Here is a 15,658-nt window from a genome sequence, read left to right as displayed (position 1 = left end):
CAAAAGTATCGTTTGATACCCAGCAACTTATAAAGCAGTGAGAGCAGGTTCATTCCAAGCGTTACGAGCTTGCCTTTTCGATTTTCTCCTAGCCAAGTATTCTTGGTATTGAGGATCGAATGGTATAGCCGCACTTCGAATTTTCACATGTCTCTCAATAGGCACTTTGGCTATTTGGAATAGATTGAATTGGCAATCCATATCCTTGACCTTCTGCCAACCGTGAAATTGCCATTGGCCTTTTCGGTTGATGAAGTATTTAAGGGCTACCCAAGTCTTAGACTTTGTTGGATGGCGCCTTACTGCCCAGTGCCATAACGAATAGAATAGTTTGTGCCCAACATACCCGAATACTTGTTTAGCAACGCAATGACGATAATAATTCGCCCAACCCCTTAGTTTTGGATTTATCAGTTTGATAAGATCGTTAACAGGGATAGTAGCGTGCTTTTTGATGAGTTCGCGCAGGTTACTTAAGAACAACAACGTGTTGGATTTACTCGGCTTAATGAGCAATTTTCCTTTGTACTTCCTATGATTAAACCCTAAGAAGTCAAAACCATTGTTGATGTGGGTAATATGCGTTTTCTCTTCGGAGAGTGTTAAGCCTCTTTCCGCTAAGAAATCAGCTATCAACGGTTTGATATCGTTCTCGAGCACTTCCTTTGAAGCGCAAGTGACGACGAAATCGTCGGCGTATCCAATAAAGTTGGCTCTGGCACCCTTTTTGAGTGCTGTAGATTTTATGCGCTGCTCAAGTCCAGCAAGAGTCATTAGCATCAAGGTGGGGGATATAACCCCTCCTTGTGGCGTGCCCTCATCAGTACGATAAAACAGCCCTTTGTCCATAAAACCAGACTTTAACCATTGTTCCAACATTCGTTTATCTATGGCGATGTTATCAATTAGCCATTGATGCCCGATTTTGTCGAAGCAGGATTTGATATCCCCCTCAAGAACCCATTGTGCTGATTTCTTTAGAGCCAAACATTTGAAGCACTGATCGACTGCGTCAGCAGTGCTACGATTTGGTCTAAATCCATAGCTGTTTGGGTCAGCAAGCGTCTCCGATATTGGTTCTAATGCAAGAAGGTGGAGCGCTTGTTGTGCTCTGTCTATCATGCATGGGATACCAAGAGGTCTGAGTTTGCCATTCTTTTTGGGGATATAGATACGCTTGAGTGGTTTGGCTTGATATGCCTTCCTGCTCAATTGATTTACTGCTTTCATGCGGCGGGTATCTGTATTCCAGATAACACCATCAATTCCAGGCGTTTTACGGCCTTTATTTTGTGATACACGCTTAACAGCAAGAAGTTTTGCTGAACGCGAGTGAGTCAGTATCCACTGCAACGCTTTCGCCTTGCCGCGTTTACCTTCTCGTGTTGCTTTTGCAATACGCATCTGAAGCTTTAATACAGGCGGTTCAACGGATTTCCAGTCTATTGACTGCCATTGAGCGCTGTCAGGAGAGGCACTAATTTCTGTTGAAATCATCATTTGCGTTTCTCCTTGAATAAAGTTCTTCAAATTATCTTGCAACGGGAGACCAGTCGGAAGTGGGCTCACTTTCGTGACCAGACACAAGTCTGTATCTGCATCGTTACAATGCAGCCTTTGCTTTTTCCAACCTCCTATACCTACATCGCTATCGGCCAAGTTAGCTTTCCCAAAGGGAGCTATATGGGCTTACCGTGTTCCGTATGTCGCGCAATGTCAGGTTAGATGCCCGCTATAGTGCGAAGAGCTTAACGATCACGAAAGAGCATGGGGCAATCTCTTTCCAACTCTCATGCCTTTTGGCTACAGCGTATTAACCACTTCCGCTGTTTCATCACATAACGCACCTTGCGCGGATTCACTTATGTTCATCATACTGACTGCCTAGCACTCACCCAATTTGTGGTTATCAGGAGGATCGTTCTCTCACGATTCGGATCCCGATTGGTCTATAACCAATCTTCATTACATTGTCAGAGCCGCTACTTTATTCAGGCTCCTAGGTTCATCTGGTGATACAGATGGTTCACTCAAAAGCGGTGAACAGCGCTTCATACGACCTCACGTCGCACGCCCCAATATGAGTTAGTGTTGTTGCTAAATCTAGAATATTTATTTCGATTTGCCATAGTTTTTCTAATTTACATGTTCTGCAAGAATAAATCTAAAACGGTAGCCAGTATTAATTAGCCATTACAATGGGTGCCACACCAACTGATGAGCTTGCTTCTGTGTTATTGATCCTCCCCAAACCACTGTACATTTATCCAGATTTACCTATACTTCACTTGTCCAAAATTTTATAGAACTTTACTTAGTACAATGAAAGAAATTGAAATCAAACGTCATCTTATCGACTACATCATTAAGAACGATACGAGTGTAGTTGTAGGCGCTGAGGTTCCTTTTCAATTCGGTACAAGACGAGCAGATGTAGTTTCAATCCTTGACGAAATAGCTACAGCCTATGAGATAAAGGGAGCTGGTGATAGTACTGAAAGATTGGATTATCAAATAAAAAGCTATAAAAAATATTTTGATTATTGCTTCGTTGTATGTGAGAAAAGTAACTTAACTCAGATTCGTAAGACTATAGGTCGTGAAATCGGTATCTTGTTAGTTGATGAAAATGGCATCGCTGAGCTTAGGAAATCTAAGCAGTTCAAAAGGCATGATAAAGAAACTCTAGCTAGTACTATGTCAATTGAACGCTTAAAAAAAGCATTCAATAAACAGTTCAGGTCAAAGCATGAAATGTGTGAGTTCGTAGCCAGAACTCATACCTTAGATATTATTCGGCATCATTCTCGTACCAGTCTATATAATAGATATCATCAATTATCTAATATACTGAGATCAGAATTAGGTGACGTTATCCATTCTGATGACATTCTTACCATTACAAGAATGCCACCAAAGCATCTAGTCAGAATTCCGTAAATTAACTCTTGTGTTGATGTAGTAAACCATCCTTACTGAGATCCAAAACGATGGACTGATACCGGTTGGGGTATCTTCGCTAGCAAGTAGTATTTCTGAATCAGCCCAAGTATCTAAATTACTATATTCGGAGTCTATAAGCATACTTTTAGCACATCTTGGGTAACTACCATCATTTCGTCTATATCTTTTATAAATGAAGCTGTAACCATCCTCTAAAGCTATATCTATTCTAGGGACAAATGTACCACCTTTCATCTCAATTTGTTGAGTATTAATAGAAGCATAATCGCCGTATTTAATATTCACCTCTTCTATAACACCTTGATATATATTTTCTTCAAGTATTTTGAACTTTCCTTCAGCATCTTCATTTCCAGCTTTTGCAGGGCTTGAAGGAAAAGAGGTACACAACATTACTACATCTTCTATTTTATCAAAACCATCTAAGTCTAATACTTCTTTAGCAGATAAAATTAGAGGATCTACAATATCTGCTACATCAGATTGAGCATCTTCACTAACAAAGTTTGCATCTAGTAAAACAATTAACTTACATTCATTCTGTAGGCTATGAATGATAGGTTCTAGGTAATACTTATAATCACCTGAACTAAGATCATGTGGTAACCTGACCGCTATTTGTGATTTTACTTTTGATATATTGGCTACAAAGGACTCAACTTCTTTAAAAGTCGACCCATCTTCGTCATCGTCATCTGCTTCATATAGATGCACCATGGGGATGATGTTAAGTTCTTTATAAAGGTTGAGAAAATACTGCCAGTCTTTAAACCCATCATATGGAGACACTAACTGCTCTATTTGAGGGTTTATGTACTTATTATCAGTACTTAAATCCAGAATGAACGGTCGACCATCTTGAATTTCGCATATCTGCCTCATTCTTCTATGAATATCACCATCAGGAGCCTTCTTGGTCGTCCTGGATTTGGTCAATTCATAAATTGGTAATATTTGCTCCATAACTTCGCTAGAGAGGTTCTGGAATGCCCTAAGCTCAGCGTCACGAGTTTTAATTAGAGGAAAATAAACAAACTTACTCATAAGTTATGACCTTGGTAGCCAAGCTCTTTTGCTCTGATACGAACAGCCATAGATGAAACCTGAAAATGGGAAGCTATATCCTCAGTTTTTGAAGATACATCGCTGATAAATCGATCAAACTTATCTTTTGGCATCAATAATTCCGCTGCGAAACTATTTGCTTCGGCTTCCATCTTATTGGAATCGCCATTCCTGAAGAAATTGGTGTCAATAAACTCATCTTTAAACGCCCCATGTTGGACATGATGTCCTATTTCATGGGCAATGGTAAACCTTTGACGGTGAGGGTGGTGTAGTGAATTTACAGTCATATGCCACTCCCCTGTTTTCTTATGCTTTATAAGAGAACCTGATTCTTCACCCTTCATAGGCTCAAAATACATTTTAATTCCAAGAGCCTTTGTAAGCTGAGACACATCTAATGGATCTGTTTCAATACCTTGTTTTTCAGCATATCTAAGTACATCAGCCGTTGTTCCGATGTTTTCGAAGATTGGTGGTATTTTTACTGTTTTAGGTTTCTTTTTAATAAATGCCATAACATTTTACTTCCTTATTACTAAGTCACTACCTTCTTCATCCGAGACATCCATTTCTGCGAGATGTTGTGTAAGAATACCTACATACCTACGTAACTCTTTTGTCTCTCGTTTTAGGCTCTGTATGTCATCATCATGGTCATAAACCATAGGTTCAACAACATTAGTAATGTCTTCAATCTCAGTTACTGAAAAATCAAAATCATTCCTAATACCATCTAATTTCGCGTTAACTTTATCAGAGAACTCACTACTTGCTATATAATCTTTTGTATATTTTTCAGCAGCTTCAATAGCTTTATCATCAGATGAAGCTTTCACGAAAATAAATGCAAAAACAGCTAAAATACCGTTGACTGCAATGAGTACTGTAATGATGGTTTGATAGAAGGAACTCTGGAAAGACCAAATATCATCAACACTGAGAAGGGTTCCAGCTTTTACCATCTCTCCTAGTGCATACAAGTTTTCTCTATTAGTAAAAGCTTGAGGATCTTTGAGTAAAAAAGACTCTGCAAAACCAGTGTACTTCAATATGGATGGTACGGAAAAAAACTGAAATGCTCCCCATACGGCGAGTAAACAGAAGCAGGCTGTAATGAGACTAGTTACGAGAACTATCTTCCATGTCGAATTTACTGTTGTTTTTGTAGGCACCCAACATCCATATCAGTTTTATAGTAATTAAATAGATACTACATTAAAAAATATATGCTTAGAATAGGCTTAGGTCACTAATTGGCATAGGTAAAGCAGAGATGCAAAAATTATGTTAACCAGACTTGTATCGACTGAATTTATGGCTAACTGTAGTGGTGGGGATAAAGGGATCGAAGTGAATTAGGGGATTTGAGATACTTTTCCTCATCTGAGCCACTCGCACTTGGGTATGTGCTCTAGCGCATTTCTGTCCATTTTCAAGTTAGCTTGAGTAACACATTTTTTCCCCTCAATGAGACAGAGCCGTAATACTTTGCCTGTAATAAAGCAAAATAGTGGAAGTCTTATTATGATCCTTTTAAAAGCTCAGCAAGATAGCTATTACGTCGATGTGAATGGCTTGGTGCTTCAGTAATCGTTCTGAAATCCTCTTCTGTACCAACAATATGGATTTCTGATTCAGCTCTAGTTATAGCAGTATAAAGCCATGCTCTGTCTACAATTCTGCCTTTCTGTAATGCAACAATAATGCGTGGAAATTGAGAGCCTTGGGCTTTGTGCAGGGTTATTGCATAACCCAGCTCCATGCAATCCAACACATCTTGAGTTACTTTAATTTTATTACCGGTATCAAGCGTCACTTCTCCATAAGTATTCCCAAATAACTCAACACTAGTAAGAACACCAAGAGATCCATTTTGGATGCCTTTGTCATAGATATTCTGAGTAAATAGAATAGCGTCATTAAGACGCAGGTATTGATAAAACAGCTCACCATTTATGTTGAACTGAAGCATACGGCCATTTTTATTTATTGACTCTTGCAACTTTTTATTGATTTCAAATACGAGTTTTTTAGTCGGTGCCATGACTCGGCTGTTTTGAGGAGATTGTTGGTACAGCTCGCAACAAACTTGTTCAATTTGTAGTTTGTTGGTTTCATGAAAATGAATTGTTCCAGTCGAAAGTCGGTTTGGTACTATTCCTTGATTAATTAGTTTTGAAAACTCAGGGATTCCCGTTGCGCTTTCTTGACGTTTCACAATGTCGAGCATTGTATTGGCTATTACTTTAGAAATGACGATATCAGCTAACACTTTACCGCAACCAATTGGGGGGAGTTGATCCGGATCGCCTGTGAAGATAATTCGAACTGAAGGATGAATATGATTAACTAAGCGGTACATGGTTGGTAAATCAATCATGCTGGCTTCATCGATAACGAGCAGATGTTTATGCTGATCAGCATCAATAGGCTCATCTCTTAATAACTTAGCGATTGTTGATGTGTGAAAACCAATAGATTCATGTAAGCGCATAGCTGCACGTCCACTGAGTGCGACGGCATGTATCTGAAATCCCATTGTGTTATAGGCACGCAAAGCGGTCCTAAGCACAGTTGTTTTACCCGTTCCTGCTCCACCGGTGATACAGCTTATTGAGTTGCCTAAGCAAGTGGTTACTGCTTCAATTTGTTTCTGTGTTAACTCATAAGGTAATTCATTAGCCGCAGTACCGTAAGCTAAATTCGCGTGTTCATCATAGAGGTTATTTTGACTTGCAAGCGCCTTAAGTCGTTTGACAACGACATTTTCCATTAGCAATTGGGCCGTTGGATGATATGTACCTGTTGATTGATTCAGCAAATACTGAGCTTTGTCATGTCCAGCCTGAAAAGCTTTGGCTACTAACTCTTTCTCTTGGAGTAACTTGAGTAACAGAGGGCGTAAGTTGGCTTGACTCGTATAAGTATGACCTTTCGAAACTTCTTTGCGAAGTGTGATTTCAAGGGCTGCGCTCAATCGTCTGTCATCATGTGCAGAGCCTTTAAGCTGCTTTTGAAAAAGCTCATCAACCTCACTAAAACGCATACCAAAACCAATTAATACGTAAGGATTTGCTTTAATCGCGGTAATGGATTGTTCATTATGATACTTGAGTAACCGTTGCTGAACGCTGCCAGGTATTTTATGTTCAGACATCCAGTTACAGTGGGCAAGATTTTTGTATTTAGCATACCCCTCAAATAACGAGGTAATGGAATATTCGCTCAGAACGTCTTTGAGCAATGTTCTTGATTCGGGACTGTCATTGATCAAAGTTTCATGAAATGTTTTGCCTAGAAGCTCCCAAAGCGCTCTGGCTTTACTTTCGCCAATACCCTTAAATGCACTTTCACTGGCGATGAATCGGATCAATTGTTCACCTGTTTCTGGTAATCGACATTCAACATGCTCTGGTGACTCATAGACATGTTGCTTCATGAGGTAATCACCCGTATCCATGTCTTGGATTTTTCTTCCACCTGTTACAGACCAATACTGGCCAATTGCCGGTTGTGTAGGCAATGCGTCAGGACTTATTTTTATCGTGACAAAGTATTTACCGCTGTAGGTTCTGTAAGAGTTTTTATTTAGTGGTACACCGCTGAATACTAGTAATTTTTTTGAGGTGAATTGGATGCTGGTGACTCGGAATTGATCTTCATTGAGGACTAAGTTCATCTTGGCATGAATCCCATTTCTGACAAAGTTTCAGACAGCTCCCCAAATCGTTGAAGTTGACCTTCAAGTTCTTTTACTTTGGCTTTTAGCTCAATATTTTCGGCCTCTAATAAAGATAAACGCTTTGAATCAACTGCTTTACGATTAGCAGTGTTATCGTATTGTTTAGGCTTATCAATTTCTTTTTTTGCAATGTGGGTCAGGGGAGGAAGAACACCTCTATCGCGAAGGTCATCTTCTAATTGTTTTAAAGATTGTCGTAATTCAGGATTTTGATTCAGTGCAGATTTACCACAACCTGTTGCTTTGGCCACTTCAGATCGACTCAACTGACCTCTAAATATTATTTGTTTAAAGTCCTCGTCTTGTTGAGTTGCTACCCAGGATTGAAATGCATCAAGGTTTTGTTTTGCTTTTTGTTGCCCATTAGCCATTAATCGTAAACCTCGTCGGTAGTATTGTTCAGTCCAGTTTATCAACAAATTATTGTGTAAATGCGTTCATGTATTTAATTATCTCAAATCTGTTAAGCCTAGCGCTATAGCCTCTAGCTTGAAGCGACCAAATATATTGATTCCACTATCATAAGCCGCCGATAATTGGTGTTCTGATTTACGATGTAAAATGTCTTCGTAAACCGTTTCTGAATACAAGTTATTTAATGATTCAGCAAGCTCAGAAAACGTCTCTTCTAATTGAAAATCAATATCTACAGACTTCGATGTTGGAGTATCAAAAGAGACTGGTAAACTGCTTTTACTTTCATTTAACTCATCTCTCGATTTCATGGTTTCGGATTTTACAACATCGGCTTCAAACGGAATATCATCTTTAACTCTATAAGCATATTCCAGCAATTTAGGCTCTGCTGGCATATACAAAATGGCTTGTTGATCATCTGATTTCGTTACTCTTAAAATTCGTCCTAAGATTTGTCTGAAATGCATTTCGGTTTTAATATTCGTTAGATGGCAACAAACCTGTAGACGTGGAATGTTAGTACCTTCACTGATCATGCCAACTGAAACAATCCATTTAGTCTGAGCATTGCGAAATTTTTTAATGATACTACTTGAATCGTTTTCTTTGTAAGTAACGACAACGGCAGCTTCGTTAAACCATGATTTAACTAACAAGGAAATTTTATAAGCTTGCTTAATTGATGAGGCCACAATAAGCCCAGCAGCATTTGGGTTTACTTGCCTGATTTGCGATAACTTTTTATTTGATGAAGATATGAGGTATTTAATAACATCTTCATTATCGATAACCTCTTGATAGGTCGTATTTGAATTTGATAGTAAATCGCTAAAGCTGTGAAAAGCTAATGTTTCATTCCCCTTAAGTAACGATATTTGATTATTATCTACAGCGATAATTTGAGGTACACGACATACCTTATCCCTAAGTGCCTCAGCAAGCCCATAGATGTAATCACATGAAATGTTGCTATCTAGGTTAGAGTATTGGGATAAAACGATTGGTGCTGCGTCTGATCTCCATGGCGTGCCTGTTAATGCTAAGGTATATTTAGCTTTGTTCTGAATATTTAGTATGATCTGCTCGCCCCATGCATTGGCATTTTCAAGATTGGACCCCGCACAGTGATGAATTTCATCAAAAATGACCAATATTCTATTAGTGTCGAATAATTTCCAAAATGATTCATCGAGGTGTAACAAGCTTTGGTAAGTGAGTGATTCGCCCTTTGCCCCCATCAGCCCATCAAATTTTCCTTTAATGCTTATCGCCATACTCTCAGCAAAGTCTTGAGCCACAATTGAAGAGGGGGAAAAACAAAGTACCAAATCGACTAGATTATTTTTTAAAAGTTCATCAGCTAGAACAGATGCCATTAATGTTTTACCAGCTCCTGGTGTTGCTAGTGTTAAAAAATGACTTTTGCCATTGCGATATTGTCTTAAAATTTTGGTAATACATTCTGATTGCCATGTTCTAAGTTTCATATAGTTCTCTGTTTTATGATTTCTTCTATAGCCTTAATTTTACCTAGCAACTTAGTATTTTTATCTCTTGCCATGTCATATTTAGGCTGGATTTCATCAGCCAGTTCAGGCATGTCGTGATATATCTCTTTGTAAGCTTCTGACTCACCTAAGCTTTGCAATAGCTCTGATTTGTAATGAATTAATTTGCTTAATAGTTTTTGATGGCTGTGATCAGTTTTAGCTGTATTTCCATGCTCAATAACCATAGGTTTAACAGGTATATTATTAGAATTGAAAAGTTTTGTTTTACTGAACTTGGTTTGACCTTTTAACTTAGGGATATTCTTTATCAGCCATCCTGTTCTAACGAGTTTCATCAGTTCTGCATAAATCATTCGTCTAACATTCGCAGGCTCAAGTTCTGGATCTTTTTTTAATGCTAAAAAAGCTGACCTCACTTCACTCGTTGTGAAATTGTCAAAGTTAATGGCTTTAATGATTTGAGCTACAACCGGGTCTAACATTTCGACGTAACCTAAAATAATTTCGATAATGGGTATTATAGGGCGTGGTTCTTTTCACCTCAACATGAAAATCTAATCAATTTACCTGAAGGGACAATTAGGGTGAGCGATTTAGTGATTGAGTTTGGAGAAATGTTGCGGGCAAAACGAAAAAGTGCAGGATATTCTCAAGAAGATTTTGCGACATTAGCGGGTATAGAAAGAGGCAATTATGGAAAAATGGAGAGAGGTCTTGTCAATATTAGATTAGAAACACTGTATAAAATTGCTACGGCACTGGATTGTGAATTTGAAGAAATTATGCCTTCGAGAGCCCACTATAAAGTTAAAATCGATTAGTCTGTATGACAAAATTTTTCAGTTTTGATAAATTGATAATGTCATTCACAAATGAAAAATACGCTAACTAAATGTAAATGTTGAATTTATTTATTTTAAAAATATTTAATACATTGAGTTTAATAAAATGAATAAACCTTTTATCTGTATCTCATTAATGCTCAAAGTGAGTGGTGGGGGCCTTAGATATATCCACTTTTTACTTTACACTATTAATCAACACCTTTGTTAGTAAAAACCTTATTAGACCATGTTTTTAATCACTTTTTATGTTGCTCGTCATTGGTAGTGAGAGTAAAGTGTTTATTAAATTAATTTTTCGTAATTTACAATTTATAAAACCTTGGGATCATCAATGGCCGTCAATCAGGCAAAGATTTTTGAACAGCTCGAACAATTAACCAATGAGCTGAACCGCGAAGAATTCATTTATGGCTTTATGACTGCCTATGATTTCCCCAAAGCGACGATTACTCAAGTTCGTCAAGGTGGCGCTCGCAACGTCGCGAAAGAAGCAGGTCATGTTGCGTTAAAAAATAAGCTTTACTATCAAAACGTCCATGTAGGCGAAGATCTCGACTCTATCTTTGAACTGCGTATTGCAGATACAGCGATAGCCAAAAATAAGATCCGCTTCGTAATTATCACCGATTTTGTGCGAATTCTGGTTTGGGATACGCTGAGTAAAGAGCGGCTCGATATAGAGTTAGACGAATTGCACAGCAATTATGGCTTCTTTTTACCCTTGGTGGGTCTTGAGAAGGCCATCATCGGCAGCGAAAACCCTGCTGATGTGAAGGCTGCTGAGAAAATGGGTCAGCTGTTCGATATTATCCGTACCCACAATCACCTCAGTACACCAGAAGATATTCATGCCCTAAATGTCTTCCTCACTCGGCTACTATTCTGCTTTTTTGCCGAGGACACTGGTATTTTTTCTTCTGCCCAATTCACTTCCGCTATTAAGAGTTATACCGAAGAGGATGGAAGCGACCTAGATAGCTTCCTCTACCAGTTATTCTCGGTGCTAAACACAGACAGCACCAGCCCGAAACGGCAAAGTTTACCCGCACACTTTACCGCGTTCCCCTATGTAAACGGTGGACTGTTTGCCTCAGATGAGCCCGTTCCCGAATTAGGTAAAAAGGGCCGTAGGCTGTTACTCGAATGCGGCAACATGGATTGGAGTGAGATCAATCCAGATATTTTCGGCAGCATGTTCCAAGCCGTTATTGACGTGGAGCAGCGCAGCCGTCTAGGACAACACTACACTTCATATAGCAATATAATGAAAGTGATAAAGCCACTGTTTCTTGACCCCTTGCAAGCTGAGCTGGATAAACAGTTGCAGTCAGTAGCCATTAAGAGATCCAAAGGGCTGAAAGCCTTATTGGTACGTATGGGACAGATCAAAGTGTTCGATCCTGCGTGTGGTTCGGGTAACTTTCTGATTGTCGCTTATAAAGAGCTGCGTAAACTGGAGATGACAGTTATCAAAGCCTTGGCTGAGGTTGAGCTGCAAGGTTTTGCGATGAGTGGCCTGCATCTGTCACAATTTTACGGTATCGAGATTGATGATTTCGCCTGTGAAATTGCCCGTTTGTCCCTTTGGCTGGCCGAACATCAGCTCAATAGTCAATGGCAACTGGAGTTCGGTTTTGCGCCGCCAGCATTGCCCCTTCGTGAGAGCGGTAATATTCATAGCGGCAACAGCCTGCAATTTGACTGGAATGCAATTTGTCCAAAAAAGACTGAGGATGAAGTTTATGTCATCGGTAATCCGCCATTTTTAGGCACTCTTGGCAGAACTGATGAGCAAAAGTCGGATATGCAAGTCGTTTTTGGTGAATTTACTGGATTTGGGAATCTAGATTATGTGGCTTGCTGGTTCTGGTTAGGGGCTAGATATATCCAGAATTCCAGAGCTGAATTAGCTCTGGTCTCTACTAATTCCATTTGTCAGGGCGAACAAGTCGCCTCACTTTGGCCAAATATTTTTTCTATTGGTCTTAAAATTCATTTTGCTTACCCTACTTTTGTCTGGACTAATAACGCTAGAGATAAAGCAGCTGTTCATGTGGTTATTGTAGGTCTTTCTTCAAGAGTCACCTCACGTCGTCTATTCCAACAGGTTGAGACAAATTTGCATAGTCGTTTAGTTACTAATATCAGTCCATATTTAGTCGAGGGCAACAACACCGCTGTTTTAGGAAGATCTACACCGATAGTAAGTAATGTGATGCCACTTGTTTATGGAAACAAGCCCACAGATGGTGGTCACCTTTTTCTAACCCGAAATGAACGAGATGATTTATTATTACGTGAGCCGCAAGCGGAACGTTGGATTAAAAAAGTCCTCGGTGCAACTGAGTTTTTGAATGGTAAAGAGCGTTGGTGTTTGTGGTTAGCCGAAGCTACAGAAACTGAGATAAAAGAGATGCCAATTGTCCAGGCTCGAGTTGATAAAGTCGCTGAGGTTCGTTTAAGAAGCATTGATAAAGGAGCTCGGAAGTTAGCAGAACGACCACATCAGTTTCGAGACCTGAATACGCCTTTGAGCTACATTCTTGTTCCGCGCCATTCATCAGAAAGAAGACGATACGTACCTATAGGCTTTTTTTCGTCTGATGTGATATGCAGCGATGCGAATTTATTTATCCCCAATGGCACATTATATGAGTTTGGAATACTGACCTCATTGTTGCATAACGATTGGATGCGATTGGTTGCGGGTCGCTTAAAAAGTGATTATCGCTATTCTGCATCTGTAGTTTACAATCCTTTCCCATGGCCAAATATTACAGAAGCACAGCGCCAAGAGATAGAGCAATTGGCTGAAGAGGTTATCCTTACTCGAGCAGACTTCCCAGGCCGCACTTTGGCAGAGCTTTATGATCCCGATAAGATGCCACCTCAGTTACTGATTGCTCATCAAGCACTCGATAAAGCAGTCGATAGCCTCTATCGTGAACGCCCCTTTAAAGATTCGGCCGACCGATTAAGTTGTCTGCTGGCACGCTATGAGGCACTGGTTTCTCAATAAATTAATTTCTAACCCAGCCGCTTACATAGTGAAGGAGGCTGGAACTAATAGACGAAAGGATTCCGTGATGAACAATTTATTGCATGTCGAGTATGGCCAGACCGGCCAGAGCTCAAATCATAATGACATGGGTATGCGCGAGATGCAGGCCCGTGCTTTTACTGAGCGAGCAAGCCAGTATTTGCTGATTAAAGCGCCGCCAGGCTGTGGTAAGTCCCGCGCCCTGATGTTCCTCGGCTTGGATAAATTGGAACACCAAGGATTGCGTAAGCTGATCGTGGCTGTGCCGGAAAAATCTATCGGCGGCTCTTTTCAAAACACCCAGCTCACAGAATTTGGCTTTTTTGTCGATTGGGTTGTAAGCCCTGAGAATAATTTGTGTGTGGATGGCAGTGATAAAGGCAAAGTCAATGCATTTAAGCGCTTTATGGCAAGTAAAGATCGCATTTTAGTATGCACTCATGCCACCCTTCGCTTTGCCTTCGAAACAATCCCCGTAAGCGATTTTAATCATTGTTTAGTGGCAATTGATGAGTTTCACCATGTTTCTGCGGATGGTGAAAATCGCTTGGGCGGCCTTATCGACAGTTTAATGAAAGAGTCGAGTGCCCATATAGTGGCCATGACGGGCTCCTATTTTCGTGGCGATACTGTGCCTATTCTACTTGCTGAGGATGAGGCCAAGTTTACTAAGGTGACCTACACCTATTACGAGCAGTTAAATGGCTATAAACACCTTAAGTCATTAGGTATCGGCTATCATTTTTACCAAGGTCAATACAAAGATGCCTTGCCGACAGTACTCGATCCAAGTAAGAGAACAATTATCCATATCCCCAATGTGAACTCCGGCGAATCGACCAAGGATAAGCATGCTGAAGTGGACGCTATTTTGGATGTATTGGGGGAAGTGTCGAAGCGAGACCCTGAAACCGGTATTTTGCATGTGCTGGGAAAAGATGGCCGCCAGCTCAATATTGCCAACTTGGTCGATGATAACGTCACTGAACGGCCGAAAATCCAAGCTTACTTGAGGGATATAAAGACAGCGGATGACATGGATATCATCATCGCCCTTGGTATGGCTAAAGAGGGGTTTGACTGGCCTTTCTGTGAACATGTTTTAACCATAGGTTATCGTAGTTCCTTAACAGAGATTGTACAGATTATTGGTCGTGCAACGCGTGATTGCGCCGGTAAGAAACATGCCCAGTTTACCAACCTGATAGCTCAGCCTGATGCTCAGGATGATGATGTTAGATCATCTGTCAATAATATGCTTAAGGCGATCACCACTTCCCTGTTAATGGAACAAATCCTTGCTCCCACCATTCAGTTTAAACCTCGTTCACAATGGGACGGCAAGACTGTACCTCCCAATACAGTCATTGTTGATGATACCTCTGCTGGTAAAAAGGTATCCCAGCAAGTCATAGATATTCTTAACGGTGATAAGAACGAAATAATGGCAGCCCTAATAGCTAAAGAACAAGTTGTTAAGGAGGCTATTGCAGAAACAACGCCTCCAGAAACAATTACTCAAGTGGCATTACCTGCGGTTATTCAGACCCTTTATCCTAATTTGACAGAAGAAGAGCAAGAGCAGGTACGCGTGGGTATGTTACAAAGCATCTTGATAGGTAAAGCGGGTGGATTGATTGATGGAGAAAATCTGCCACCGGATGCGGAGGTGGATATAGGAGAAGGCAACCAAGATGAAAAAGATGAGTCTTCAAACAAAAATGTAGTGGGTCAACAGTTTTTGAAAATGGGCGAGAAGTTTATCTGCATCGATAATCTGGACATCGACCTGATTGATGCCGTTAATCCGTTCCACGGTGCTTATGAAATCTTATCAAAGCAAGTGACAGCGGCTATGTTGAAAACGATTCAGGAAGCAGTTAGTGCCAGTAAATCGCAAATATCCGAAGAGGAAGCGGTTATTCTATGGCCCAAGATTAAACAATTCAAACGCGATAATGATCGCGATCCATCGTTAAACTCAAGTCACCCAATCGAAGTGCGCTATGCCGAGGCGCTGGCTTTTATTCGTAAGGTGAAGCAACAACAAATGGCTAAGCAGGGGTAGTGA

At 40.1% G+C, this 15,658-nt stretch carries 12 protein-coding genes; 4 read left to right on the top strand and 8 right to left on the bottom strand.

What is annotated here, in order from left to right; genetic code table 11:
• Positions 1-27 precede the first annotated feature (27 nt).
• Positions 28-1,500 carry a group II intron reverse transcriptase/maturase gene (gene ltrA, locus AAEY98_RS12075; RefSeq protein WP_351017263.1) on the bottom strand — a complete coding sequence of 491 codons (1,473 nt, stop codon included), beginning with the start codon at positions 1,498-1,500 and terminating at the stop codon, positions 28-30.
• An 822-nt stretch (positions 1,501-2,322) separates the two neighbouring features.
• On the opposite strand from ltrA, the gene AAEY98_RS12070 reads away from it, so the two are divergent.
• A complete protein-coding gene (locus AAEY98_RS12070; protein WP_351017170.1) occupies positions 2,323-2,940 on the top strand; it encodes a sce7726 family protein in 618 nt (205 codons plus the stop codon).
• On the opposite strand, the gene AAEY98_RS12065 is transcribed toward AAEY98_RS12070, so the two are convergent.
• The 7 genes from AAEY98_RS12065 to AAEY98_RS12035 all read right to left on the bottom strand — a co-directional run bounded on the left by AAEY98_RS12065 (position 2,923) and on the right by AAEY98_RS12035 (position 10,184).
• Positions 2,923-4,008: a beta family protein gene (locus AAEY98_RS12065; protein ID WP_351017167.1), complete on the bottom strand. Its 1,086-nt coding sequence runs from the start codon at positions 4,006-4,008 to the stop codon at positions 2,923-2,925. The two genes, AAEY98_RS12070 and AAEY98_RS12065, sit on opposite strands and share 18 nt — an antisense overlap.
• Positions 4,005-4,547, bottom strand: coding sequence for an ImmA/IrrE family metallo-endopeptidase (locus AAEY98_RS12060; protein ID WP_351017164.1), 543 nt, complete (start codon positions 4,545-4,547; stop codon positions 4,005-4,007). Before AAEY98_RS12060 ends, AAEY98_RS12065 begins: the two co-directional genes overlap by 4 nt.
• 6 nt (positions 4,548-4,553) lie before the next feature.
• On the bottom strand, positions 4,554-5,204 hold the full coding sequence (locus AAEY98_RS12055) for a hypothetical protein (protein WP_351017161.1): 651 nt from the start codon (positions 5,202-5,204) through the stop codon (positions 4,554-4,556).
• 350 nt (positions 5,205-5,554) lie between these two features.
• Positions 5,555-7,711 carry an AAA family ATPase gene (locus tag AAEY98_RS12050; protein WP_351017158.1) on the bottom strand — a complete coding sequence of 719 codons (2,157 nt, stop codon included), beginning with the start codon at positions 7,709-7,711 and terminating at the stop codon, positions 5,555-5,557.
• Complete coding sequence (locus tag AAEY98_RS12045) at positions 7,708-8,145, bottom strand: VPA1267 family protein (RefSeq protein WP_351017155.1); 438 nt, start codon at positions 8,143-8,145, stop codon at positions 7,708-7,710. Before AAEY98_RS12045 ends, AAEY98_RS12050 begins: the two co-directional genes overlap by 4 nt.
• 78 nt (positions 8,146-8,223) lie before the next feature.
• On the bottom strand, positions 8,224-9,678 hold the full coding sequence (locus tag AAEY98_RS12040) for a DEAD/DEAH box helicase (RefSeq protein ID WP_351017152.1): 1,455 nt from the start codon (positions 9,676-9,678) through the stop codon (positions 8,224-8,226).
• Positions 9,675-10,184 (bottom strand): VspR family transcription factor, encoded by a 510-nt coding sequence (locus tag AAEY98_RS12035; protein WP_351017149.1) that lies wholly within the window; start codon positions 10,182-10,184, stop codon positions 9,675-9,677. The genes AAEY98_RS12040 and AAEY98_RS12035 overlap by 4 nt, the downstream gene beginning before the upstream one ends.
• A gap of 102 nt (positions 10,185-10,286) precedes the next feature.
• On the opposite strand from AAEY98_RS12035, the gene AAEY98_RS12030 reads away from it, so the two are divergent.
• From AAEY98_RS12030 to AAEY98_RS12020, 3 genes are all read left to right on the top strand, one after another.
• Positions 10,287-10,523, top strand: a complete 237-nt coding sequence (locus AAEY98_RS12030; protein WP_351017146.1) for a helix-turn-helix domain-containing protein — start codon at positions 10,287-10,289, stop codon at positions 10,521-10,523.
• A 355-nt stretch (positions 10,524-10,878) separates the two neighbouring features.
• Positions 10,879-13,566 (top strand): DNA methyltransferase, encoded by a 2,688-nt coding sequence (locus AAEY98_RS12025; protein ID WP_351017143.1) that lies wholly within the window; start codon positions 10,879-10,881, stop codon positions 13,564-13,566.
• Between the two features lie 67 nt (positions 13,567-13,633).
• On the top strand, positions 13,634-15,655 hold the full coding sequence (locus tag AAEY98_RS12020) for a DEAD/DEAH box helicase (protein WP_351017140.1): 2,022 nt from the start codon (positions 13,634-13,636) through the stop codon (positions 15,653-15,655).
• The last annotated feature ends 3 nt before the right edge of the window (positions 15,656-15,658 follow it).

It is taken from the genome of Shewanella sp. AC91-MNA-CIBAN-0169, assembly GCF_040310165.1.
Taxonomy (GTDB): domain Bacteria; phylum Pseudomonadota; class Gammaproteobacteria; order Enterobacterales; family Shewanellaceae; genus Shewanella.
The sequence above is the reverse complement of the archived record's forward strand: the minus strand, read 5'-3'. Positions and strand labels throughout refer to the sequence as shown.

What these genes read in the sequence shown, in the direction of transcription:
- AAEY98_RS12040 (WP_351017152.1), bottom strand. Translation starts at nt 9,678, where the DNA reads ATGAAACTTAGAACATGGCAATCAGAATGTATTACCAAAATTTTAAGA.
- AAEY98_RS12025 (WP_351017143.1), top strand. Translation starts at nt 10,879, where the DNA reads ATGGCCGTCAATCAGGCAAAGATTTTTGAACAGCTCGAACAATTAACC.
- AAEY98_RS12035 (WP_351017149.1), bottom strand. Translation starts at nt 10,184, where the DNA reads ATGTTAGACCCGGTTGTAGCTCAAATCATTAAAGCCATTAACTTTGAC.
- AAEY98_RS12020 (WP_351017140.1), top strand. Translation starts at nt 13,634, where the DNA reads ATGAACAATTTATTGCATGTCGAGTATGGCCAGACCGGCCAGAGCTCA.
- AAEY98_RS12070 (WP_351017170.1), top strand. Translation starts at nt 2,323, where the DNA reads ATGAAAGAAATTGAAATCAAACGTCATCTTATCGACTACATCATTAAG.
- AAEY98_RS12050 (WP_351017158.1), bottom strand. Translation starts at nt 7,711, where the DNA reads ATGAACTTAGTCCTCAATGAAGATCAATTCCGAGTCACCAGCATCCAA.
- AAEY98_RS12045 (WP_351017155.1), bottom strand. Translation starts at nt 8,145, where the DNA reads ATGGCTAATGGGCAACAAAAAGCAAAACAAAACCTTGATGCATTTCAA.
- ltrA (WP_351017263.1), bottom strand. Translation starts at nt 1,500, where the DNA reads ATGATGATTTCAACAGAAATTAGTGCCTCTCCTGACAGCGCTCAATGG.
- AAEY98_RS12065 (WP_351017167.1), bottom strand. Translation starts at nt 4,008, where the DNA reads ATGAGTAAGTTTGTTTATTTTCCTCTAATTAAAACTCGTGACGCTGAG.
- AAEY98_RS12060 (WP_351017164.1), bottom strand. Translation starts at nt 4,547, where the DNA reads ATGGCATTTATTAAAAAGAAACCTAAAACAGTAAAAATACCACCAATC.